The sequence below is a fragment of the Stenotrophomonas sp. HITSZ_GD genome, from assembly GCF_029543105.1.
Classification (GTDB): Bacteria; Pseudomonadota; Gammaproteobacteria; order Xanthomonadales; family Xanthomonadaceae; genus Stenotrophomonas_A.
This window is the reverse complement of record NZ_JARQXB010000008.1, coordinates 133,936-156,273: the sequence shown is the minus strand read 5'-3', so window position 1 is coordinate 156,273 and position 22,338 is coordinate 133,936. Positions and strand designations below refer to the sequence as shown.

The following is a 22,338-nucleotide window of genomic DNA, read 5'->3' as shown; positions in this document are numbered from 1 at the left end:
GTCATCGCGCCTGCTCCACGACGGTCTGCTCCAGAATCCGCCAGCACAGTTCGTCGAACGCGATGCCGAGCTGACGCGCGGACTTGGGCACCAGCGAATGGCTGGTCATGCCCGGCGCCGTGTTCACTTCGAGCAGGTAGAACGCGCCGGTGGCGCGGTCGCGCATCACGTCCACCCGGCCCCAGCCACCGCAACCGGCCGCCTGGAACGCGGCCAGCGCGATGCGGCGGATCTCGTCCTCGGCCGCGCCTTCCAGGCCCGGGCACAGGTACTGCGTGTCCTCGGCGATGTACTTGGCGTTGTAGTCGTACCACTGGCCCTTGGGCACGATGCGGATCGACGGCAGCGCCTGCGCGCCGAGGATCGCCACGGTGAGCTCGTCGCCTTCGATCAGCTGCTCCATCAGCAGCTCGCCCTCGTAGCGCGCGGCAAGGGCCACGGCCTCATCGAGCTGCGCATCCTCGAACACGCGGCTGACGCCGACGCTGGAACCTTCGTTGGCCGGCTTGACGATCACCGGCAGGCCCAGTTCGCGCGCGGCCGCATGCACGTCGCCACCGCGTGCCAGGCGCACGTAGCGCGGCGTGGGCAGGCCCAGCGAGAGCCACACCTGCTTGGTGCGGATCTTGTCCATCGACAGCGCCGAACCGAGCACGTCCGAGCCGGTGTACGGCACGCCGAACGCCTCCATCAGGCCCTGCACGATGCCGTCTTCGCCGCCGCCGTTATGGCCATGCAGCACGTTGAACACGCGGTCGAACTGGCCGGCGGCCAGCGCCTTGGCCAGCGCCGGGATGCCATCGACCGGCTGTGCATCCACGCCGCGGCCGCGCAGGGCTTCCAGCACGTTGCGGCCGGAATCCAGCGACACCTCGCGCTCGCTCGACGTGCCGCCGAGCAGCACGGCCACACGGCCGAACACGGCCGGGTCTTCATGGCGGCGGGCGGGCACGGCGCTCATGCCTTCTCTCCCGCGCTAAAGCCGCTGTTGGCGATCTGCTGGGCCACATAGCCGATGTCGCCGGCGCCCATCATCAACAACAGGTCTCCGTCCTGCAGCACGTCCGGCAGCACGTCGCCCAGCTGGGCCACCTGCCCTACCACCACCGGCTCGCTGCGGCCACGCGCGCGGATGGCGCGGGCCAGCGAACGCGCGTCGGCACCCGGGATCGGCGCTTCACCGGCCGGGTAGACCTCGCTCAGCACCAGGGCATCGACGGTGCTCAGCACCGCGGCGAAGGCGTCGAACTGGTCGCGGGTACGGCTGTAGCGGTGAGGCTGGAAAGCCACCACCAGGCGCTTGTCCGGCCAGCCGCCGCGCGCGGCGGCGAACACCGCTTCCAGCTCGCGCGGGTGGTGGCCGTAGTCGTCGACCACGCGCACCTTGGCGCCGGTGGCGGTGGTGACTTCGCCCAGGTCGTTGAAACGGCGGCCGATGCCGGCGAAGGATTCCAGCGCCTTGGCGATCGTCTCCGGCGCCACGCCCAGCTGCCAGCCCACGGCGGCGGCGGCCAGCGCGTTGAGTACGTTGTGGCGGCCCGGCAGCGCGAGCGTCACCGGCGTGGTGGTGCCCTCGGGCAGGCGCAGGGTGAAGCGCATGCGCGGGCCATCCTGCACCACGTCCTCGGCGCGCACGTCGGCGTGCGCGCTCATGCCGTAGGTCATCACGTGGCGCGGCGTCTTGGCGGCCAGCGCGGCCACCTCGGGGTCGTCGATGCACAGCAGCGCCAAGCCATAGAACGGCAGGCGCTGCAGGAACTCGGCGAACGCCGCCTGCACGCGGGCGAAGTCGTTGCCGTAGTTCTCCAGGTGGTCGGCGTCGATGTTGGTGATCACCGCCACCAGCGGGTTCAGGCGCAGGAAGCTGCCATCGCTTTCATCGGCCTCGGCCACCAGCCACTGGCCACCGCCGAGCTTGGCGTTGGCGCCGGCGGCGAGCAGCTGGCCGCCGATGACGAAGGTCGGGTCCAGGCCGCCCTCGCTCAGCACCGCGGCGGTGAGGCTGGTGGTGGTGGTCTTGCCGTGCGTGCCGGCCACCGCGATGCCGCGGCGGAAGCGCATCAGCTCGGCCAGCATCGCCGCGCGCGGCATGATCGGGATGCGCTGGCTGCGCGCTTCCATCAGCTCCGGGTTGTCCTCGCGGATCGCGCTGGAAACCACCACGCAATCGGTGCCCAGCACGTTGGCGGCCGAGTGGCCGCGCATCACGCGCGCGCCCAGCTTGGCCAGGCGGCGGGTGGCCGCGTTGTCGGCGTTGTCCGAACCGGAGACCTCGTAGCCCAGCGTCAGCATCACCTCGGCGATGCCGCTCATGCCGGTGCCGCCGATGCCGACGAAGTGGACGCGCGGGAACGCGCGCACCAGGTCCTGGCTGTCCTGCAGGCGGCGGATCATGCGCGCCCTGCCTGCGCAACGGCGCGCTGCGATGCGAACGCCCACTGGCGCTTCGCGGTTCCCCACTTCATACGGCTTCCTCGAGAATGATGTCGGCGATGCGTTCGGCCGCATCGGGTTTGGCCAGCCCACGCGCGGCCTCGGCCATGGCCAGGCGGCGGCGCGGGTCGGCCAGCAGTTCGCGCAGCACGGGCTGCAGGTGCGTGGCCAGCGCGTCGTCCTGCTTGAGCAGCACGGCGGCGCCGGCCTGGACCAGGTATTCGGCGTTGCGGGTCTGGTGGTCGTCCACCGCCGCGGCGAAAGGCACCAGCACGCTGCCCACGCCGGCCGCGCACAGCTCGGCCAGGGTGGAGGCACCGGCGCGGCACACCACCAGGTCGGCCCAGGCATAAGCGGCGGCCATGTCGGCGATGAACGGCTCCACGCTCGCCTTCACCCAGGCCTGCGCATAGGCGGCCTCGGCTTCGGCGCGCAGCTTCTCGCCGCACTGGTGGCGCACTTCCACGTCCGGGTGGCCGAGCGCGGCCAGCGCCTGCGGCACCGCATTGTTGAGCACGCGCGCGCCCTGGCTGCCGCCCAGCACCAGCACGCGCACGGCGCCGTCGCGGCCACCGAAGCGCGCCGACGGCGCCGGCAGCGCGGCGATCTCGGCGCGCACCGGATTGCCGACTGCTTCCTCGCCGGCAAAGCTGCCCGGAAAGCCGGTCAGCACGCGGCGCGCGAAGCGCGAAAGCACCTTGTTGGTCATGCCCGGCGCGCGGTTCTGTTCGTGCACCAGCAGCGGCAGCTTCATCAGGCGCGCGGCCAGGCCGCCCGGACCGGCGGCGAAGCCCCCGAAGCTCACCACCGCGCGCGGCTGGCGGTCGCGCAGCACGAAGCCGGCGGCGCGCACCGCGCGCATCACGCGCAGCGGCGCGCCGAGCAGCGCCAGCTTGCCCTTGCCGCGCAAGCCGCTGATGGCCAGCGTGTCGATCGGGATATCGTGCTGCGGCACCAGGCGGGTTTCCATCGCGCCGTCGGCGCCGAGCCAGGTCACCGGCACGCCGCGCGCGCGCAGCACCTTCGCCACGGCCAGGCCGGGAAAGATGTGCCCGCCGGTGCCACCGGCCAGGATCATCACGGGGCGCGGTGCGGCTGCGCTCACGCGATCCTCCCGAAGGTCGGTTCGACGCGCGGCTGCATGCGGCTGGTACCGCGCAGCGCCTGCGCGGCGGCCGCCACTTCGGTGGCGGTCGGCGGTGCCGGGCGCGCCGGGGCGGCGGCGGGCGCGGCTTCGGCGGTATCCGGCGCGGCGGCACCCTGCGCACCCGGCGCGAGCTTGCTGCGCAGGCGCTCCGCGCGGTCGGTCTCGTAGGAGACGCGCAACAGCACGCCCATCGCCACGCAGGTCATCAGCACGGACGAGCCGCCGGAGGAGATCAGCGGCAGCGTCAGGCCCTTGGTCGGCAGGATGCCCAGGTTCACGCCGATGGACACGAAGCTCTGCATCGCGATCCACAGGCCGATGCCGAAAGCGATGTAGCCGGAGAAATGCCGCTTCATCTCGATGCAGCGCATGCCCAGCCAGAAGGCGCGGCCGACCAGCAGCGCGTACAGCGCCACCACCATGCACACGCCGACGAAGCCCAGCTCCTCGGCGATCACCGAGAAGATGAAGTCGGTGTGCGATTCGGGCAGATAGTTGAGCTTCTGCACCGAACCGCCCAGGCCCACGCCGAACCACTCGCCGCGGCCGATGGCCATCAGCGCATTGGAGAGCTGGTAGCCCGAGCCGAGCTGGTCCGCCCACGGGTCCATGAAGGAGGTCACGCGGCGCATGCGGTACGGCTCGAGGATCACCAGCGCCACCAGGGCCGGCAGCAGCAGCAGGATCGGCAGGATGATGCGCTTGATCTGCGCGCCGCCCAGCACCAGCATGCAGGCGGTGACGCTCAGCAGCAGCATCGAGGAGCCGAAGTCCGGCTGCATCAGCAGCAGGCCGACCAGCAGGCCGACCACGAACACCGGCTTGAGCATCGCCTGCCAGGTGGCATTGACCTCGTCGCGGAAGCGCACCAAGTAGCTGGCCAGCCAGATGATGTAGAGCACCTTCACCGCTTCCACGGTCTGGAAGCGCGATACGCCCAGGTTGATCCAGCGCCGCGCGCCGTTCACGGTGCTGCCCACGCCGGGGATGAACACCACCAGCAGCAGGCCGAAGCAGGCCAGCAGCAGCCATTGGTTGTGCTGCTCGATGTTCTTCAGCTCCGTGCGCATCGCCCAGAACGCCAGGCCCACGCCCACGCCCAGGAACAGCAGGTGGCGGGTGAGGTAGTAGAACGGGCTGGCTTCCAGCTCGATCGAACTGGAGGCGACCATGACCACGCCCAGCGAGGCCAGCGCCACGGCGGCGCCGAGCAGCCACGGATCGTAGCGGCCTCCGATCGCTTCCAGGCGGGTCGCTTGGCGGGACAGGTCGTTCATCTCAGCGCACCTTCAACGTGGCCAGGCCAATGAGCACGAGCACGACGGAGATGATCCAGAAGCGCACGATCACGCGCGGCTCCGGCCAGCCCTTGAGTTCGAAGTGGTGGTGGATCGGCGCCATGCGGAACACGCGCTTGCCGGTGAGCTTGAAGCTGGCGACCTGGATCATCACCGAGAGCGTCTCGATGACGAACACGCCGCCCATGACCACTAGCACCAGTTCCTGGCGCACGATCACCGCGATGGTGCCCAGCACCGCGCCCAGCGCCAGCGCGCCGATGTCGCCCATGAACACCATCGCCGGGTAGGTGTTGAACCAGAGGAAGCCCAGGCCCGCGCCGGCGATGGCCGCGCAGATGATCACCAGCTCGCCCGCGCCGGGGATGGAGGGAATCTTCAGGTATTCGGAGAACACCACGTTGCCCGAGGCATAGGCGAACACGCCCAGCGCGCAGGCCACCAGCACGGTCGGCATGATCGCCAGGCCGTCCAGGCCGTCGGTGAGGTTCACCGCGTTGGAGAAGCCCACGATCCAGAAATAGGCGATCACCACGAAGCTGATGCCGGCCAGCGGCAGCGCCACCGCCTTGAACATCGGGATATAGAACGTCAGCTCGGCCGGCACCTTGGCGGTGTAGAGCAGGAACAGGCCGGCGGCCAGGCCGAAGATCGACTGCAGCAGGTACTTCCAGCGCGACTTCAGCCCGTTCGGGTCGCGCCGCACGATCTTGATCCAGTCGTCGTACCAGCCGATCGCGCCGAAGCACACCATCACCGCCAGCACCAGCCACACGTAGCGGTTGCGCAGGTCGCCCCACAGCAGCACCGAGAGGGTGACGGCAAGCAGGATCAGCGAACCGCCCATGGTCGGCGTGCCGGCCTTGGAGAAGTGGGTCTGCGGGCCGTCCTGGCGGATCGGCTGGCCGCCCTTGAACTGGGCGAGCTTGCGGATCACCGCCGGGCCCATCCACAGCGACAGGAACAGCGCGGTCAACGCGGCCAGGATGCCGCGGAAGGTGAGATAGCCGAACAGCCCGAACAGGCTCTCCAGTTGCTGTAGCCAACGGGCCAGCTCAAGCAGCATTCGGTGCTTCCTCCCCATGCGCGAGCAGCGCGGTCACGATCTTGTCCATGGCGCTGCCGCGCGAGCCCTTGACGAGCACGCGCGGCGGCGTCGTTGCGTTGCGGATATCCGCTTCCAGCGCGGCGGCCAGTTCGGCGTGGCTGGCGAACACGCGGCCGTGCTCGCCGAATGCCTGCGCGGCGTGCGCGCTCAGCTCGCCCAGCGCATACAGGCGCGCCAGTTTGGCCTCGCGCGCGCGGCGGCCGGCGGCGGCATGCAGCGCGGCGCCTTCCGGGCCGAGTTCGCGCATGTCCCCCAGCACCAGCCAGCCCTCGCCCGGGCCGGCGAGCGCGTCGATGGCGGCGTCCAGCGAACCGGGGTTGGCGTTGTAGCTGTCGTCGATCAGCACCGCGCCGCCGGGCAGCACGTGGGCGATCTGGCGGCCGGCGACCGGGCGCGCCTGGGCCAGGCCTTCGGCGATGCGGTCCAGGCCGATGCCCGCGCCCAGCGCCAGGGACGCGGCGGCCAGCGCGTTGCGGATGTTGTGGCGGCCCGGCAGGTGCAGGCTCACCGCGATCTCGCCGCGCGGCGTGACCAAGGTGAAGTCCGATACCTGCGCGCCGGCGCGGATGTGCTCGGCGCGCACGTCGGCGCTGGCCTGCAGGCCGAAGCGCAGCACGCGGCGGCCGGTGCTGGCCGGCTGCACCAGCGCCTGCTCGAACCACAGGCCGAAGGCATCGTCGGCGTTGATCACCGCCACGCCGTCGCCGGGGAGCGCGCTGTAGATCGCACCCTTGGTGGTGGCCACGCCGAGCAGGCTGCCCATGCGCTCCAGGTGCGCCGGGGCGATGTTGTTGACCAGCGCGTACTGCGGGCGGGCGATGTCGGTGAGGTAGGCGATGTCGCCCGGCTTGCCGGCGCCCATCTCGTAGACGGCGAAGTCGGCATCGTCCGGCGCGGCGATCACCGCCAGCGGCAGGCCGATCTCGTTGTTGCGGTTGCCCGGCGTGGCATAGACGCGGCGGCCGTCGACCGCCTGCACGTGCTGCAGGATCGCCAGCAGCAGCGACTTCACGCTGGTCTTGCCGTTGGAACCGGTGATGGCGAACACCTGGGTGGCACGGCCGCGCTGCATGCCGGCGGCCACGCGCGCCAGCGCCAGCTCGGCGTCGGCGACGAGCACCTGCGGCAGTTCGATCTCCGGCAGCAGGCGTTCGACCAGCAGGCCGCTGGCGCCGCGCATCAGCGCGTCGGTGGCGAAGTCGTGGCCATCGAAGCGCTCGCCGCGCAGGGCCACGTACAGGCTGCCGGTGGCCAGGGTGCGGGTGTCGTTGCTGACGGCGTCGATCATCACGTCGTCGCCGTGCAGTTCGCCGCCGGCCCAGTGCGCGATCAGCGACAGCGGGGTGTGCTTCATGCGCGGCCCTCCGCGTTCGCCAGCAGCCGCGCCGCCACCTCGGTGTCGTCGAACGGGTGCTTCACGCCGCCCACGTCCTGGTAAGGCTCATGGCCCTTGCCGGCCACCAGCACGATGTCGCCCGGGCGCGCCTGGCCGATGGCCGAGGCGATCGCCTGGGCGCGGTCGCGCTGCACGGTGACGGCGTCGGCGTGTTCGAAGCCGGCGAGGATGTCGGCCACGATGGCATCGCCGTTCTCATGGCGCGGGTTGTCGTCGGTGACGATGACCACATCGCTCAGGCGCTCGGCGATGGCCGCCATCTGCGGGCGCTTGCCGGCGTCGCGCTCGCCGCCGCAACCGAACACGCACAGCAGGCGGCCGTGGACGTGGCCGCGCAGGCTGTCCAGCGCCTGCTCCAGCGCGTCGGGCGTATGGGCGTAATCGATCACCACCAGCGGCTGCGTGCCCTGCCCGCCAAGGCGGTTCATTCGGCCGCGGATCGGCTGCAGGCGGGACAGCACGTCGGCGATCACTTCCGCCGGCTGGCCCAGCGCGAACAGCGCGCCGGCCACGGCCAGCAGGTTGTCGACGTTGAAGCGGCCCAGCAGCGGCGAGCGCACCGGGTGCGCGGTGCCGTCCACCACCAGGTCGAAATTCAGGCCGTGGTCGTCCAGGCGCAGCGCCTCGGCGCGCAGGCGCGCACCGGCCTGGCCACGCGAGCTGACGCCGATACGGGCGATGCCCTCGCCCAGCCCGGCATGCAGTTCGCGGCCGAAAGCGTCGTCGAGGTTGACGACCGCGGCCTTGAGCCCGGCGCGCGAGAACAGCTTGGCCTTGGCCGCGCCGTAGCTGGCCATGTCGCCGTGGTAGTCGAGGTGGTCGCGGGTGAGGTTGGTGAACACCGCCACGTCGTAATGCACCGCATCCACGCGACCCTGGTCGAGCGCATGCGAGCTGACTTCCATCGCCACCGCGCGCGCGCCGGCATCGCGCAGGTCGGCGAGCACTTCGTGCATCTGCAGCACCAGCGGCGTGGTGAAACCGGTCGGCACGGCATGGCCGTACAGGCCCACGCCCAGCGTGCCCACGCTGCCGCTTTCGATACCGAGCAGCTTCCAGGCTTGGGCCATCAGCTGCACGGTGGAGGTCTTGCCGTTGGTGCCGGTGACGCCGACCATCGTCATCGCCTGCGAGGGATGGCCGTGGAAGCGGTCGGCCATCGCGCCCATGCGACCGCGCAGGCCGGGCACGGCGATGGCGTCGGCCGGGGCCGGCAGGTCGGCGGGGGCCGGCGGGTCGAACAAGATCGCGGACGCACCGTGGGCGCGCGCCTGCTCGACGAAGCCCAGGCCATGCGCGCCGAAGCCGGCGATGGCCACGAACGCATTGCCCGGGCGCACGGCGCGGCTATCCAGCACCAGGCCGGTGATCTCGACTTCGCGCGCCAGCGGCACGTCGGGCAGCAGCTGCGAGAGCGGCATCGCGCGGCTCACTGGCGCGCCTCCTGCAGCGGCGCGGTGGCGGCGCTGGCAGTGGGAATGCCGGCATCCACTTCATCGGCGGCCGACGGAATCACGCCATCGGTGTCGATGGCGGGCGCCGCGGCGGCCGGCGCCGGCTTGGGCAGCGCGCCACCCGCCTTGCCGGCGGCCTGCGCGGCCAGCCAGGACTGGATGTCGTCCGGCGGCACGTCGGCCAGGCGCAGCGCGCCTTCCATCACGCGGTGGAACACTGGCGCGGACACCAGGCCACCGTAGTACTTGCCCGCCTGCGGATCGTTGATGACGATCACCGTGGCAAAGCGCGGCCGCGTCGCCGGCACCAGGCCGGCGAACAGTGCGTTGTAGTGGCCGCGCTCGTAGCCGTTGGGGCCGTTCTTGCGCGCGGTGCCGGTCTTGCCGGCCACGTGGTAGCCCAGGATCGCCGCGTCCTTCGCGCCGCCCTGCGTCACCACGGTTTCCATCATGCCGATCACGGTGCGCGCCACTTCGGGGCTGATGACCTGGCGCGATTCGCCGCGCTGCCCCTTCACGAAGGTCGGCGGGTTCAAGCGCCCGCCGTTACCCAGCGTGGCGTAGGCCTGGGCGATCTGCAGCGGCGTGACGTTCAGGCCGTAGCCGTAGGACATCGTGGTCTTGGAAGAGCCGCTCCAGCGCGCCGGCGAGGGCAGCAAGCCGGCGGCTTCGCCCGGGAAGCCGCTGTGCGGCGCGCTGCCATAACCGAAGTTGTGCACCGTCTGGTAGAAGGTCTCGTCCGGCAGCTTGGCGGCGATCTTGGCCGCACCGATGTTGGAGCTGCGGGTGATCACGCCGGTGACGTTGAGCACGCCGTTGTTGCGCGGCACGTCCTTGATGGTGAAGCGGCCCACGGCCATGTAGCCGGGGTTGGTGTCGATGGTGGTGTTCGGCGTGACCACGCCGGCCTGCAGCGCGGTGGCGATGGTGAGCGGCTTCATCGTGGAGCCGGGCTCGACCAGGTCGGTGACCGCGCGGTTGCGACGCGCCGCCGGGTTGATGCCGGTCACCGCGTTGGGGTTGTAGGTGGGCAGGTTGACCATCGCCAGCACTTCGCCGGTGGCCACGTCCATCACCACCATCGAACCGCCGGCGGCCTTGTTCTCCACCAGCGCGTTGCGCAGTTCCTTGTAGGCCAGGAACTGGATGCGGCGGTCGATGCTCAGCGTCAGGTCCTGCCCCGGCTCGGCCGGCTTGACCAGGTCCACGCTCTCCACGATGGCGCCGCGCGCATCGCGCACCACGCGCTTGCTGCCCGGCTTGCCGCGCAGCCACTGGTCGAACGCCAGCTCCAGGCCTTCCTGGCCGCGGTCGTCGATGTTGGTGAAGCCCAGCACGTGGGCCATCGCTTCGCCCTGCGGGTAGAAGCGGCGGAATTCGCGCTGGGAGAACACGCCGGGGATCTTCAGCGCGACGATCTCGTGCGCGCGGTCGGGATTGATCCGGCGCTTGAGGTACATGAACTCCTTGTCCGCCTTCTGCGACAGGCGCGAGCTCAGCTCGTCCTGCGGCATCTGCAGGGCCTTGGCCAGCTCCGGGATGCGGTCCGGGTTGCGCAGCAGTTCCTGCGGGTTCACCCAGATCGACTCCACCGGCGTGGACACGGCCAGCGGCTCGCCGTTGCGGTCGGTGATCATGCCGCGCGACACCGCGATCGGCAGCTCGCGCAGGTAGCGCGCTTCGCCCTGGCGCTGGTAGAAGTCGCTGTTGATCAGCTGCACGTAGGCGGCGCGGCCGATCAGCGTGACCGAGCACAGTGCCAGCGTGGTGCCCACCAGCATCAGGCGGCCGCGCAGGTTGAAGCTGGAGCGCATGCGCGAGCGGGTCGGCTTCATCATGGCCGCACCACCACGATGTCGGCGGTTTCCGGGAACTTCATGCCCAGGCGCTCGCGCGCGATCTGGTCCACGCGGTTGCTCTCGGCCCAGGTGGCCTGTTCCAGCTGCAGGCGGCCGAATTCGATGTCCAGGTCGTCGCGCGTCTTCTGCAGGCGGGTGAGCTCCACGAACAGCTTGCGGTGCATGTGGCGCATGTAGACCACGCCAATGCCCGAGGCCACGGTGCAGGCCAGCAGCACGATGAGCAGCAGGCGGCTCATGCGGCCACCTGCGGCAGTTTTTCGGCCACGCGCAGCACCGCGCTGCGGGCGCGCGGGTTGGCGGCCAGTTCGTCGTCCTCGGCGCGGATCGCCCCGCCGATGGCCAGCAGCGTCGGCGTGAACGCCTGTGCTTCGGGCAGGCGGCGGTTGGCCGGCGGCGCCTTGGCGTGGCGGTTGATGAACTGCTTGACGATGCGGTCTTCCAGCGAGTGGAAGCTGATCACCGCCAGCCGGCCACCGGGCTTGAGCCGTTCCAGCGCCGCGTCCAGGCCGGCTTCGAGGTCGGCCAGCTCGCGGTTGATGTGGATGCGGATGGCCTGGAAGCTGCGCGTGGCCGGGTGGATCCGGCTCTTATCCGTGCCGCTCTTGCCGCGCGGCATCACCGAGGCGATCAGCTCGGCCAGCTGCGCGGTGCGCAGCAGCGGCTGCTCGGCGCGGCGCTGCACGATGGCGCGCGCGATGCGGCGGCTCTGGCGCTCTTCGCCGTAGGTCCACAGCACGTCGGCGATCTCGCGCTCGTCCGCGCTGGCCAGCCATTGCGCGGCGCTCTGGCCGGCGTCCGGGTCCATGCGCATGTCCAGCGGGCCGTCCTTGCCGAAGGAAAAGCCGCGCTCGGCCACGTCCAGCTGCGGGGAAGACACCCCCAGGTCCAACAGCACGCCGTCCAGCGCCTGCGCCTGGTCCCACTGGCCCAGCGTGGCGAAGCTGGCGCGGCGAATGGACACGCGCGCATCGCCACCGAACGACTGTTCGGCCACGGCGATCGCTTCGGGGTCCTTGTCCATCACCAGCAGCCGGCCTCCCGGGCCGAGTCGTTGCAGCACGCCGCGCGCGTGGCCACCACGCCCGAACGTGCCATCCAGATACGTTCCGTCCTCGATCACCTGCAGGCCTTCCAGCACCTGCGTGTACAGCACCGGCAGATGCGCCGCCGGCGGCTGCGACACCGGGAGGTGACCGGGCTGCGCGTCAGGGCGCATCCGGGCACCCCGGCTCACAACCTGAGGTCGAGCAATCCATCGCCCAGATCCCCGTCAGACAACGTCTGCTGGATCAATGCGCGATGTGCCTGCTCGCTCCACAGTTCAAACTTGTCGCCCATGCCCAGCAGGACGGCCTTCTTCTCGATGCCCACCGCGTTGCGGTGGCTGACGGGGATGCTCACGCGGCCATTGCCGTCCAGTTCGAGCACGGCCGAGGAACCGACCAGCTTCTGCTGCAGCACGCGCACGGTGCGCTGGGTGTTGGGCTTGGACATCACGTCGTCGCGCACCCGCTGCCACTCCTTCTCTGCATACAGCCACAGGCAGCCGGCCTCGAACGGGTTGTAGGTCAGCACCAGGCGGTTGCCGCTGTCACGCGCGACGAGATCGCGATAGGCGGTGGGAACCGCCAAGCGCCCCTTGTCGTCGACTGTGATGGCCGTCTCGCCTTGAAACACGCTGAAAAACCCTCGGCACCCACTCGGGCAGTCATTGAACCACGAAAAACCACAAAAAACCCGGTTTTCCCTCCGTTGCCCACCTTAGCAGCGCGCGAAGGCTTGTCAACAACTTTCCGAACGACAAATCACTTGGGGGATCAATGGCTTGCAGCAATCTTTAGAGACTTGTTCAAGGCTTATCCACAAGTTGCTGTTTCGTCTCAGATTTTGAGATTGAACCGAAATTCAGCCCTGTGTAGAGGGTGTTAAGACCACGTCGAGGACGTGCCCGCCGATGGCGGGGCACTGCGCAAAACGGCCACAATCGGCCGCATGTGCCTGGTCGCCATTGCCTGGAAAACCCACCCCCGCTGGCGCCTGGTGCTGGCGGGCAACCGCGACGAATTCCACGAGCGGCCTACCGCCGCGCTGTCGCACTGGCCGCCGCCGCAACAAGGCGTGATGGCCGGGCGCGACCTGCGCTCGGGCGGCAGCTGGGTCGGGTTGGGTACCGGCGGGCGCGCCGCGGTGGTGACCAACGTGCGCGACCCGATGGCGACCACCTCCGGCCCCTCGCGCGGGCACCTGATCGCCAACTACCTGGCCGGTGCGCAGGACGCCACCGCGTTCGCCGCCGACCTGGCCGCGAGCGCGGCCGAATACCCGCCCTTCAACCTGCTGCTGGCCGATGGCCAGGCCTGCCGCTACGTGGGCAACCATCCGGCCGCCGCACGCGCGCTCGCACCAGGCGTGCATGGCATGTCCAACGGCGCCCTGGACGCGCCGTGGCCCAAGACGCGCCGGCTGGTGGCGGTGCTCGGCGAATGGATCGCCGGCGCGGACGAATCGCTGGACCCGCTGTGGGCCGCGCTGGCCGACGAGCGCATCGCCGCCGACGACGAACTGCCGCAGACCGGCGTGGGCCTGGAACTGGAGCGCCGCCTGTCCGCCGCCTTCATCCGCGGCCGCGAATACGGCACGCGCGCCAGCACGATCCTGATGGTCGACCCCGAGGGCGGCGGCTGGATCCACGAACGTCGTTTCGGCCCAGATGGCCTGTTCCTCGGACAGACGCGGCTGGCGCTCTGAAAGCCCGCCCGCCAGGCACGTCGGCTACAATGCGCGCGGCGGAGTCGGCCAGGCAGTCGCGTCATCCGAAAGGATGCCGAGGAAAGTCCGGGCTCCACAGGGCAAGGTGCCAGGTAACGCCTGGGCGGCGCGAGCCGACGGAAAGTGCAACAGAAAGATACCGCCGAAGCTTCCACGTGAAGCTGGTAAGGGTGAAATGGTGCGGTAAGAGCGCACCGCGAGTCCGGTAACGGACCGGCACGGCAAACCCCACCTGGAGCAAGACCAAATAGGGACCTCATGGCGCGGCCCGCGTCGGGTCCGGGTAGGTTGCTTGAGCGCCGCGGCGACGCGGCGCCTAGAAGAATGACTGTCCACGACAGAACCCGGCTTACAGGCCGGCTCCGCCCCTTCTTCCTTCAACTGCCGTAGAGCGCCTTGCGCGGCGCGCCGCTCAGTTCGGCCGCCAGCTTGGCGGCGGTGGAGGGCGGCAGGTGTTCGCCCAGCCTGGCGTACAGCCGCCGGCCCTCGGCCAGCTTCGCCTCGGCCTCGGCATCCTCGCCGGCCCCTTGCACCATCACCACGAACTCGCCCTTGCGCTGGTTGTCGTCGGCTTCCACCTGCGCGAGCAATCCGGCGAGGGTGCCGTCGAGCACGGTCTCGAACAGCTTGGTGAGCTCGCGCGCGATCACCGCCGGGCGCTCGGCGCCGAACGCGGCGGCCATGTCGGCCAGCGATTCGTCGATGCGGTGCGAGGACTCGTAGAACACCAGCGTGCGCGCCTCGCCGGCCAGCCGGGCCAGGCGCTCGCGGCGCGCGCCGGCCTTGGCCGGCAGGAAGCCTTCGAACACGAAGCGGTCGCTCGGCAAGCCCGCCACGCTCAGCGCGGCGATCGCCGCGCACGCGCCCGGCACCGGGCTCACCTTCAGCCCCGCCGCGCGGGCCGCGCGCACCACCCGGAAACCGGGGTCGCTCACCAGCGGGGTGCCGGCATCGCTGACCAACGCCAGCGAGTCGCCACCCTGCAGGCGGGCCACGATGCGCTGCGCAAGCGCCTCCTCGTTGTGGTCGTGCAGCGCCACCAGCGGCTTGTCGATGCCGAAGTGGGCCAGCAGCTGGCCGGTGCGGCGGGTGTCCTCGGCGCAGATCGCCGCCACGTTGCGCAGGGTTTCCTGTGCGCGCGGGGTCAGATCGCCGAGGTTGCCGATCGGCGTGGCCACGACATGGAGGGTTCCTGCGGAAGTCATCAGTGGTTTTTCCAGGCTCAAGGTTAGAATCGTAGCGTTTTTCGCCGGCACGCCTCCGTCCGCCCCGTCGACTGGAACCGAAATGAACAACCGCTTCGCCCGGATTTCCGCCCTGTCCCTGCTGCTGGCGCTGTGCGCCGGCTGCGCCACCGGCAGTCTCGCCCCGCAGGCCTCGCCCGCGCAGGCCGCGGCCATCGCCCTGCTCGAGCAGGGCAAGCCGCGCGAAGCGGCGCAGCAGTTGGAAGCGCAGGCCTTCGCCGCCACCGGCGCGCAGCGCAGCCGCTTGTTGGCCGACGCGGCCTTCGCCTGGAACGAGGCCGGCGACGCCGCGCGCGCGCGCGGCCTGCTCGCGCAGGTCAATGCGCGCCAGCTGGGGGGCGAGGAGAAGGCCCGCTACCAGCTGCTGAGCGGCGAATTCGCGCTGGCCGACAAGCAGCCCGCGCAGGCACTGCAGGCGCTGGGCGAATCCGCGCCGGGGCTGTCGCCGGCCTACCAGGCGCGCTGGTTCCTCGCGCGCGCCCAGGCCCTGGAAGCCACCGGCAAGCCAGTGGAGGCCGCCGAAGCGCGCAGCCGCGCCGATGCCGCGCTCACGGGCACCGCGCGCAGCGACAACCAGCGCGAGATCATGCGCCTGCTCGCCGCGTTGGACGACAACACCCTGCGCGCGCGCGCCACCGCGCTGCCCGCCGGCGACCCGCTGTACAACTTCGCCGGCCGCGCGCTGCTCAACCGCGGCCTGCCGCTGCCGCGCCCGTTCGACCGCGCATCGGCCAGCTTCGACACCAGCAAGCGTCCGCCGGCCGACCGCGACGGCTACCGCCCGCCGATCAAGCTGGCCGTGCTGCTGCCGCTCACCGGCAACCTCGCCACGGCCGCCGCGCCGGTGCGCGATGGCCTGCTCGCCGGCTACTACGCCGAATCGCGCCGCCGCCCGGACATCGAGTTCCTCGATACCGCCGGCACGCCGGGCGGTGCCAACGCCGCTTACGACCGCGCGGTCGCCGCCGGTGCCGATTACGTGATCGGCCCGCTGGGCCGCGACGAGGTCAGCGCGCTGTTCGCGCGCACGCTCAGCGTGCCGGTGCTGGCGCTCAACCGCCCGGCCGACGCGCACGAGGCCCCGGCCGGCATCGCCGGGTTCTCGCTGGCCCCGGAGGACGACGGCATCATGGCCGCCGAATACCTGCTCGCCCACGGCCAGCGCAACGCGCTGGTGGTGGCCAGCAGCGACGACAACGGCCGCCGCGCCGCGGCCGCGTTCCGCGAGCGCATGGCGATGCGCGGCGGGCAGGTCGCCGGCAGCGTCAGCGTGGCCGAGGCACCGGGGGATGTGTCGGCGCAGCTGCGCAACTACGCCGCCGCCGATTCGGTGTTCCTGGCCGTGCGCGGCCCGACCGCGCGCGCGCTGGCGCCCCAGCTCGCGCTCTCCGGCCTGGCCGGCAAGCCGCGCGTGGGCACCTCGCAGCTCGTGCTGGGCACCGGCAAGCCGGAGGAAGACATGGCGCTGGACGGCATCGCCTTCCCGGGCGAGCGCTGGACCAGCAGCGGCGTCATCGGCCTGCCGAGCGCGGCCAGCATCGCCGCTACCCTGCCGACCGCCCGCGGCCCGGCCGCGCGCCTGTTCGCCTTCGGCTACGACGCGTGGCTGATCAGCGCCTACCTGGAACCGCTGGCCGCCGGCAGCGAAGGCGGCCTGCGCGGTGCCACCGGCACGCTGCACCTGGACGGCTTCGGCAACGTGCTGCGCACGCCGGCGTGGTCCACCTTCAGCGGTGGCCGCCCGAACGCGATCGTCGGCACGCGCTGAGCCTTGAAGATCGACCGGCGCACCCGTGGAGCGGCGGTCGAGGCGGCGGCGCGCGCGCACCTGCTCGCCGCCGGGCTGGCGGATGTGGCCACCAACGCGCGCTATCGGCGCGGCGAACTGGACCTGGTGATGCGCGATGGCGACACCCTGGTGTTCGTCGAAGTGCGCTACCGCCGCGACGCGACGTTTGGTGGCGGCGCGGCCTCCATCGACCTGCGCAAGCGCCGCAAGCTGGTGATGGCGGCGCAGCTGTTCCTGGCGATGCATCCGCCATGGGCGCAGCAGCCGTGCCGGTTCGACGTGGTCGAAGCCGAGGGCGAGCCGCCGCGCCTGCGCTGGCTGCGCGATGCGTTCCGCGCGGACGATACCTGACGCCATGCCCTCGATCCTTACCCATGCCGCCGTGCCGCTCGCCTTTTGGGCAGCCAGCGAACGCGGGCGCATTTCGCCGCGGTTGCTCGCGGCCGGCATTGTCGCGGCGATGCTGCCGGATACCGACGTGCTCGCCTTTGTCCTGCGCATTCCCTACGCCGACGCTTTCGGCCATCGCGGCGCCAGCCATTCGCTGCTGTTCGCCGCGTTGTGCGCGTTGATGGCGGCAAGCCTGCATCGGCCACTGCGCGCAGGCGCCTTGCAGACGGGTGCCTGGGTGTTCATCTGCGCGGCATCGCATCCCCTGCTCGATGCAATGACCTCCGGCGGCCTCGGCGTCGCACTCGCTTGGCCTTGGCGCGAGACGCGCTTCTTCGCGCCGTGGCGGCCGATCCTCGTCTCGCCCATCGGCGCGGGCTTTTTCAGTGCACGCGGGCTGGGCACGCTGCTCTCCGAGTTGCGCTGGGTGTGGCTGCCGCTGGCGTTGGCGGTGGTTGGCTGGCGCGCGATACAGTCCACGCCTCGCGGATCGACGCACCTACAATAGGTCGATGACCACGCTGCCCGCCGCTTTCCTCGACGCCGTCTCCGCCCTGCTCGGTCCAGCGCGCTGGCGCACCGACGAGCCCATCCGCCAGGCGCACGGCCAGGACGATTCGCGCCGCTTCGCGCTGCCGGACGCGGTGGCTTTTCCGCAGGACGCAGAGGAAGTCGCCGCGCTCGTGCGTGCCTGCGCCGAACATCGCGTAGCACTGGTCGCGCGCGGGGCCGGCACCGCCACCACCGGCGCGGCGGTGCCGTTCAACGGCGGCGTGGTGCTCTCGTTCGCGCGCATGAACCGCATCGTCGAAATCCGCGCCGCCGACCGCTGCGCCATCGTGCAGCCCGGCGTGCTCAACGGCGACCTGCAGGAGGCATTGGCGCCGCACGGCCTGTTCTGGCCCCCGGACCCTTCCAGTGCGGCGATGTGCAGCGTCGGCGGCAACCTGGCTACCAATGCCGGCGGCCCGCGCGCGGTGAAGTACGGCGCCAGCCGCGACAACGTGCTGGGGCTGGTCGCGGTAACGGGCAACGGCGAGATCATCCGCTGCGGCGGTGCGTACACCAAGGATGCGACCGGCTACGACCTCACCCACCTCATCGTGGGCAGCGAAGGCACGCTGGCGCTGATCGTCGAGGCCACGCTGAAGCTGACACCGCGCCCGCGCGCGCAGGCCGGCCTGCGCGCGTTCTACCGCGACGCGACCAGCGCGGCGGCGGCGGTCTCGCGGGTGATGGCGCAACCGGTGGTGCCGGCGATGCTGGAATTCATGGACGCGCATGCCATCGCGCTGCTGCGCCACAACGGCAGCGACGTGCCCGAGGCCGGCGCGATGCTGCTGATCGAGGCCGACGGCGACGAGGACACCCTGCCGTACGCACTGCAATCGCTGGCCGATGCAGCCGAGGGCGACGGCATGCTGTCGCTCGATGTCGCCGCCGACGGCGTGGCGCGCGATCGCCTGTGGGCCGCGCGCAAGGCCTTGTCGCCGGCGCTGCGCACGATCAAGCCCGGCAAGATCAACGAGGACGTGGTGGTGCCGGTATCGCGCATCCCGGACCTGGTGTCGGCGATGGAGACGCTGTCGGTGCAGGCGAACCTGCCCATCGTGTGCTTCGGCCATGCGGGCAACGGCAACCTGCACGTCAACATCATGTACAACGACGCCGACGCGGAAGAGACCGCTCGCGCACGCGCGGCCATGCCGAAGATTTTCGAAACGGTGCTGGCCTTGGGCGGCACGCTCTCCGGCGAACATGGCATCGGCGTGGCCAAGCGCGACTTCATGGCGCAGGCCTTCGATGCGGCGACGCTGGCGACGATGCGCGCGGTGAAGGCGGCACTGGACCCGGCAGGCATCCTCAACCCGGGGAAGGTGTTGCCGCCGCTGAAGGGCTGAGGGCTGTCGGGGCTGAAGCCCCTCCTACAGATGGATGCGTACGACGGCGTTGCGCCCTCCACGCGCTTGCCGGCAGCCCTCTCCGTAGGAGCGGCTTCAGCCGCGACAAAGCGCGGCGATGTCGCCAAAGAAGCGAGCGCCTACCCGCGCCCCTGCCCGATGAATCGCAGCCCCACGCCCGGCTCGGTGACGATGTACCGTGGCGCCGCCGCATCGTCGTGCAGCTTCTGCCGCAGCTTGCCGACCAGGATGCGCAGGTAGTGCGTGTCTTCCTCGTGCGTGGGCCCCCACAGCTCGCGCAGCAGTTGCGGCTGCGTGACTACGCGCCCCGCGTGCCGCATCAGCAGCGCCAGCAGCGCGTACTCCTTGCGGCTCAAGCCGGCCGGCTCGCCGTCCATCGTCACCTCGCGCAGCGCGAGGTTCACGTGCAGCCGGCCATCGTCGAACACGATCTCCTCCGGTGTCGCCCCGCCGGACTGGCGCAGCAGCACGCGCACGCGCGCCATCAGTTCCTGCACGCCGAACGGCTTGGTCACGTAGTCGTTCGCCCCGGCATCGAGCGCGGCCACCTTTTCCGCCTCGCCCGCGCGCACGGTCAGCATGATCACCGGCACCGCCGACCATTGCCGCAGTTCACGCAGCACCTCGTGCCCGTCGCGATCCGGCAGGCCGATGTCCAGCACCACCAGGTCGGCGCCATGCGTGGCCAGTTCGGCCAGGCCTTCGGCCGCCGTCGCGGCCTGCAGCACGCGGTACCCCTGCGCGCGCAGGCTGATATCGAGGAAGCGGCGGATCTGCGGCTCGTCGTCGATGATGAGCACCCGCGGCGGCGGGGCGATGGCGGCGTCGTGGGACACGGGCGTTGGGCGCACTCTCAGTCTGCGGGGGGCCGGGCCGGCCGGGGCGGCGGTTCCAGCAGCGGCAGGGTAATGCGGATGGTGGTGCCGCGGCCATCGGCGCCGGCCAACGCCTCCACGCTGCCGCCGTGCGCGCCGATCATGCCCTGGCAGATGGTCAACCCCAGGCCCGTGCCATGGTGCCCGCGGTCGCCGCGCTCCACGCTGTAGAACATGTCGAAGATGCGCGCGCGCTCTTCTTCCGGGATGCCGGGGCCGCGGTCGCCGATGTCGATGCGCAGCGCGCCATCGTGCAAGGCCGCCGTCACCCGCACGGGCTCGCCGGGCGGGGAGAACTTCGCCGCGTTCTCCAGCACGTTGAAGATCGCCTGCTCCACCAGCGCCGGATGCACCCAGATCGGCGCCAGGTCCGCGGCGATATGCAGGTCCAGCCTCACCTCGGGCTGGTAGCGCTGCAGGCGCCGGGCGGCCGAGCCGATCAACTCGTCCACGCCGATCCAGTCGCGGTTGAGGCTCAGGCCCGCGTGCCCCAGGCGCGTCATGTCGAGCAGGTTCTGGATGTAGCGATCCAGCCGCTCGCCCTCGAGCTGGATGGTGTCCAGCAGGCTGCGGCGGTCCTGCGCGTCCATCGCCTCGCCGTAACTGGCCAGGCTGGAAGCCGAGCCGATCATCGAGGCCAGCGGCGAGCGCAGGTCGTGCGACACCGACGAGAGCAGCGCCGAGCGCAGGCGTTCGGTTTCCCCGCTCACGCGCGCGCTCTGCAGGTCCGCCACCAGCCGCGTGCGCAAGGCGGCCTGGCCGATGTCGTCGACCATCGCCTCGGCCAACCGCCGCTGCTCCAGCGCCGGTCGCTGCACCGAGGGGTCGAACCGCAGCGCGACCACGCCCAGCGTGCCGCGCTCGTGCTGCACCGGCAGACACCACCAGTCCGCGCCGGCCAGCGTGTCGGTGAAGCGACCGGCCGGCTGGCCGTGGCGTTGCGTCCAGTCGGCGGCGCTGCGGTCCAGCGCGGACAAGACGACCGCGCCTTCGCTCTCGCGCTGCTCCAGGCGTAGCCACGCATCCACGCCCAGCGCGGTGGCCAGCGCGCGGCGGCCGGCCTCCACCACTTCGCCCAGGTCGGCGGCCGTGCTCAGCTGGCGGCCCAGCGCCTGCAGCGCGTTGGCATGCGTGTTGGCCGCGCGCAACGCCAGCACCTGCGCGCGCAGGCGCGAGGCGAGGCGGCCGGCGACCAGCGCGGCGATCAGGAACAGGATCACCGTCACCACGCCCTGCCGGGCACTGATGTTGAAGGTGAAGCGCGGCTCGATGAAGAAGAAGTTGTACGCCAGGAAGCTCAGCAGCGCGGCCAGCACGGCGGCGACCATGCGGGTGCGCGAGGCCACCAGCACCACCGCGACGATGAACACCATCGACAGGTCGTCGATATCGGTCCAGCGCTGCAGCAGCCAGGCCACGCCGACGGCGGCGGCGGCGGTGACCAGCGCATAGGCCAGGTCGTAGCGGCGCAGCCAGCGCATCGGCTGGCGCGATTGCCGGCGCGAACGCGCGCGCGCATCGGCCGAGCTGACGATCACCAGTTCGTAGTGGGCGCCGCGTTGCAACAGGCGCTGGGTGAGCGTGCGATTGAACATGCGCGCCAGCGGGCGCTCGCGGGTGCGGCCCAGCACGAGGGTCGAGGTGCCGCTCTGCGCGGCGAAATCCAGCAGCGCGTCGGCGATGTTGCTCCCGTGCAGCAACGCGGTATCGCCGCCCAGCCGGCGGGCGAGCGCGAACGCGCGGTCCACCTCCAGCTGCCAGGCGGCGTCCATCACCGTGCGCGGCTGCACCGTCACCACCGTCCAGGGCGCATCGCGCCGCTCGGACAGCCGGCGCGCCACGCGCACCAGATAATCCGAACTGCCGCGGCCGTCGATGGCCACCACCACGCGGCGGCGCAGCGCGGCGGTGCCCGGCAACCCGCGCGCGGTCTGCGCGTCGCGCAGGTCGCTGTCCACGCGGTCGGCGGCGGTCTGCATCGCCAGCTCGCGCAGCGCCGCCAGGTTGGACGGCGAGAAGAATGCCTGCAAGGCCTGCGTGGCCTGCTCGGGCAGGTAGACCTTGCCCTGCTGCAGGCGCTCGATGAGTTCGCGCGGCGGCAGGTCCACCAGCACGATGTCGCGCAGGCGGTCGAACACCGCGTCGGGCACGGTTTCGGACACGCGCACGCCGGTGATGCGCAGCACCACGTCGTTGAGGCTTTCCAGGTGCTGGATGTTGATCGTGGTGTAGACGTCGATGCCGGCGTCGAGCAGTTCGATCACGTCCTGCCAGCGCCGCTCGTGGCGGCTGCTGGGCGCGTTGCGGTGCGCCAGCTCGTCGACGAGCGCCAGTTGCGGGCGGCGCGCGAGCAGCGCGTCCAGGTCCAGCTCCTCCAGCGTGCGGCCGCGGTACTCGATGCGCTGGCGCGGCAGCACCGGCAGGCCGTCGAGCAGCGCGGCGGTCTCGCTGCGGCCATGCGTCTCGACGATGCCGGCCACCACGTCCACGCCCTGTCGCAGGCGCTCGCGCGCCCGCGACAGCATCGCGTAGGTCTTGCCCACACCCGGCGCGGCGCCGAGGAACACGGTGAGCCGCCCCCCGTGTTCCCGTTGCAGCTCGCCGATCAGGGCGTCGGCCTGTTGGGTGCGCGCGTCGCTCATGGCGGCGAT

The 22,338-nt window shown here is 71.1% G+C and carries 17 protein-coding genes, 1 other RNA gene and 2 pseudogenes; 6 read left to right on the top strand and 14 right to left on the bottom strand.

Annotated elements, in window-relative coordinates; genetic code table 11:
* Nucleotide 1: 1 nt before the first annotated feature.
* The 11 genes and pseudogenes from P6166_RS10255 to P6166_RS10205 all read right to left on the bottom strand — a co-directional run bounded on the left by P6166_RS10255 (nt 2) and on the right by P6166_RS10205 (nt 12,375).
* A complete protein-coding gene (locus P6166_RS10255) occupies nt 2–961 on the bottom strand; it encodes a D-alanine--D-alanine ligase (protein WP_277764362.1) in 960 nt (319 codons plus the stop codon).
* Nucleotides 958–2,394, bottom strand: coding sequence for a UDP-N-acetylmuramate--L-alanine ligase (murC, locus tag P6166_RS10250; RefSeq protein WP_277764361.1), 1,437 nt, complete (start codon nt 2,392–2,394; stop codon nt 958–960). The genes P6166_RS10255 and murC overlap by 4 nt, the downstream gene beginning before the upstream one ends.
* A gap of 70 nt (nt 2,395–2,464) precedes the next feature.
* Nucleotides 2,465–3,511 (bottom strand): annotated as a pseudogene (gene murG, locus P6166_RS10245) (undecaprenyldiphospho-muramoylpentapeptide beta-N-acetylglucosaminyltransferase); the annotation flags it as partial.
* 23 nt (nt 3,512–3,534) lie between these two features.
* A complete protein-coding gene (gene ftsW, locus P6166_RS10240) occupies nt 3,535–4,857 on the bottom strand; it encodes a putative lipid II flippase FtsW (protein WP_277764360.1) in 1,323 nt (440 codons plus the stop codon).
* Nucleotide 4,858: 1 nt separating this feature from the next.
* Nucleotides 4,859–5,944 carry a phospho-N-acetylmuramoyl-pentapeptide-transferase gene (gene mraY / locus P6166_RS10235; protein WP_277764359.1) on the bottom strand — a complete coding sequence of 362 codons (1,086 nt, stop codon included), beginning with the start codon at nt 5,942–5,944 and terminating at the stop codon, nt 4,859–4,861.
* Complete coding sequence (gene murF / locus P6166_RS10230; RefSeq protein WP_277764358.1) at nt 5,934–7,340, bottom strand: UDP-N-acetylmuramoyl-tripeptide--D-alanyl-D-alanine ligase; 1,407 nt, start codon at nt 7,338–7,340, stop codon at nt 5,934–5,936. The genes mraY and murF overlap by 11 nt, the downstream gene beginning before the upstream one ends.
* On the bottom strand, nt 7,337–8,815 hold the full coding sequence (locus P6166_RS10225) for a UDP-N-acetylmuramoyl-L-alanyl-D-glutamate--2,6-diaminopimelate ligase (RefSeq protein ID WP_277764357.1): 1,479 nt from the start codon (nt 8,813–8,815) through the stop codon (nt 7,337–7,339). Before P6166_RS10225 ends, murF begins: the two co-directional genes overlap by 4 nt.
* Entirely contained in the window at nt 8,812–10,671 is a 1,860-nt protein-coding gene (locus P6166_RS10220) for a penicillin-binding transpeptidase domain-containing protein (protein ID WP_277764377.1), read from the bottom strand. Before P6166_RS10220 ends, P6166_RS10225 begins: the two co-directional genes overlap by 4 nt.
* Complete coding sequence (gene ftsL / locus P6166_RS10215) at nt 10,671–10,934, bottom strand: cell division protein FtsL (RefSeq protein WP_057648195.1); 264 nt, start codon at nt 10,932–10,934, stop codon at nt 10,671–10,673. Before ftsL ends, P6166_RS10220 begins: the two co-directional genes overlap by 1 nt.
* A gap of 14 nt (nt 10,935–10,948) precedes the next feature.
* Nucleotides 10,949–11,914: pseudogene (gene rsmH / locus P6166_RS10210) on the bottom strand (16S rRNA (cytosine(1402)-N(4))-methyltransferase RsmH); the annotation flags it as partial.
* Nucleotides 11,915–11,928: 14 nt separating this feature from the next.
* Complete coding sequence (locus P6166_RS10205; protein ID WP_277764356.1) at nt 11,929–12,375, bottom strand: division/cell wall cluster transcriptional repressor MraZ; 447 nt, start codon at nt 12,373–12,375, stop codon at nt 11,929–11,931.
* 315 nt (nt 12,376–12,690) lie between these two features.
* Here P6166_RS10205 and P6166_RS10200 point away from each other — a divergent pair, with 315 nt between their 5' ends.
* Together P6166_RS10200 and rnpB are read left to right on the top strand one after the other, a co-directional pair.
* The gene (locus P6166_RS10200) at nt 12,691–13,446 is read left to right on the top strand and encodes an NRDE family protein (RefSeq protein ID WP_277764355.1); all 756 of its coding nucleotides are present in this window, start codon (nt 12,691–12,693) and stop codon (nt 13,444–13,446) included.
* A gap of 40 nt (nt 13,447–13,486) precedes the next feature.
* Nucleotides 13,487–13,835, top strand: an RNA gene (gene rnpB, locus P6166_RS10195) — RNase P RNA component class A.
* Nucleotides 13,836–13,844: 9 nt separating this feature from the next.
* On the opposite strand, the gene rsmI is transcribed toward rnpB, so the two are convergent.
* On the bottom strand, nt 13,845–14,672 hold the full coding sequence (rsmI, locus tag P6166_RS10190; protein ID WP_277764354.1) for a 16S rRNA (cytidine(1402)-2'-O)-methyltransferase: 828 nt from the start codon (nt 14,670–14,672) through the stop codon (nt 13,845–13,847).
* Nucleotides 14,673–14,754: 82 nt separating this feature from the next.
* Between rsmI and P6166_RS10185 the strand changes: the two genes are divergently transcribed.
* From P6166_RS10185 to P6166_RS10170, 4 genes are read left to right on the top strand one after another with little or no spacing between them, the layout of a single operon-like run.
* Nucleotides 14,755–16,479: a penicillin-binding protein activator gene (locus P6166_RS10185; RefSeq protein ID WP_277764353.1), complete on the top strand. Its 1,725-nt coding sequence runs from the start codon at nt 14,755–14,757 to the stop codon at nt 16,477–16,479.
* Between the two features lie 3 nt (nt 16,480–16,482).
* The gene (locus P6166_RS10180) at nt 16,483–16,851 is read left to right on the top strand and encodes a YraN family protein (RefSeq protein WP_277764352.1); all 369 of its coding nucleotides are present in this window, start codon (nt 16,483–16,485) and stop codon (nt 16,849–16,851) included.
* Nucleotides 16,852–16,855: 4 nt separating this feature from the next.
* A complete protein-coding gene (locus tag P6166_RS10175; RefSeq protein ID WP_277764376.1) occupies nt 16,856–17,398 on the top strand; it encodes a metal-dependent hydrolase in 543 nt (180 codons plus the stop codon).
* A gap of 4 nt (nt 17,399–17,402) precedes the next feature.
* A complete protein-coding gene (locus P6166_RS10170) occupies nt 17,403–18,791 on the top strand; it encodes an FAD-linked oxidase C-terminal domain-containing protein (protein WP_277764351.1) in 1,389 nt (462 codons plus the stop codon).
* Nucleotides 18,792–18,931: 140 nt separating this feature from the next.
* Here the strand turns inward: P6166_RS10170 and P6166_RS10165 are convergent, their stop codons facing one another.
* Nucleotides 18,932–19,648, bottom strand: a complete 717-nt coding sequence (locus P6166_RS10165; RefSeq protein WP_130317503.1) for a response regulator — start codon at nt 19,646–19,648, stop codon at nt 18,932–18,934.
* A 17-nt stretch (nt 19,649–19,665) separates the two neighbouring features.
* Complete coding sequence (locus P6166_RS10160; protein ID WP_277764350.1) at nt 19,666–22,329, bottom strand: sensor histidine kinase KdpD; 2,664 nt, start codon at nt 22,327–22,329, stop codon at nt 19,666–19,668.
* Nucleotides 22,330–22,338 lie beyond the last annotated feature (9 nt).

Coding starts and splice junctions, on each gene's coding strand:
- mraY (WP_277764359.1), bottom strand. CDS start 5,944: ATGCTGCTTGAGCTGGCCCGTTGGCTACAGCAACTGGAGAGCCTGTTC.
- ftsW (WP_277764360.1), bottom strand. CDS start 4,857: ATGAACGACCTGTCCCGCCAAGCGACCCGCCTGGAAGCGATCGGAGGC.
- P6166_RS10170 (WP_277764351.1), top strand. CDS start 17,403: ATGACCACGCTGCCCGCCGCTTTCCTCGACGCCGTCTCCGCCCTGCTC.
- P6166_RS10200 (WP_277764355.1), top strand. CDS start 12,691: ATGTGCCTGGTCGCCATTGCCTGGAAAACCCACCCCCGCTGGCGCCTG.
- P6166_RS10160 (WP_277764350.1), bottom strand. CDS start 22,329: ATGAGCGACGCGCGCACCCAACAGGCCGACGCCCTGATCGGCGAGCTG.
- rsmI (WP_277764354.1), bottom strand. CDS start 14,672: ATGACTTCCGCAGGAACCCTCCATGTCGTGGCCACGCCGATCGGCAAC.
- P6166_RS10255 (WP_277764362.1), bottom strand. CDS start 961: ATGAGCGCCGTGCCCGCCCGCCGCCATGAAGACCCGGCCGTGTTCGGC.
- murC (WP_277764361.1), bottom strand. CDS start 2,394: ATGATCCGCCGCCTGCAGGACAGCCAGGACCTGGTGCGCGCGTTCCCG.
- P6166_RS10185 (WP_277764353.1), top strand. CDS start 14,755: ATGAACAACCGCTTCGCCCGGATTTCCGCCCTGTCCCTGCTGCTGGCG.
- P6166_RS10175 (WP_277764376.1), top strand. CDS start 16,856: ATGCCCTCGATCCTTACCCATGCCGCCGTGCCGCTCGCCTTTTGGGCA.
- murF (WP_277764358.1), bottom strand. CDS start 7,340: ATGAAGCACACCCCGCTGTCGCTGATCGCGCACTGGGCCGGCGGCGAA.
- P6166_RS10220 (WP_277764377.1), bottom strand. CDS start 10,671: ATGAAGCCGACCCGCTCGCGCATGCGCTCCAGCTTCAACCTGCGCGGC.
- ftsL (WP_057648195.1), bottom strand. CDS start 10,934: ATGAGCCGCCTGCTGCTCATCGTGCTGCTGGCCTGCACCGTGGCCTCG.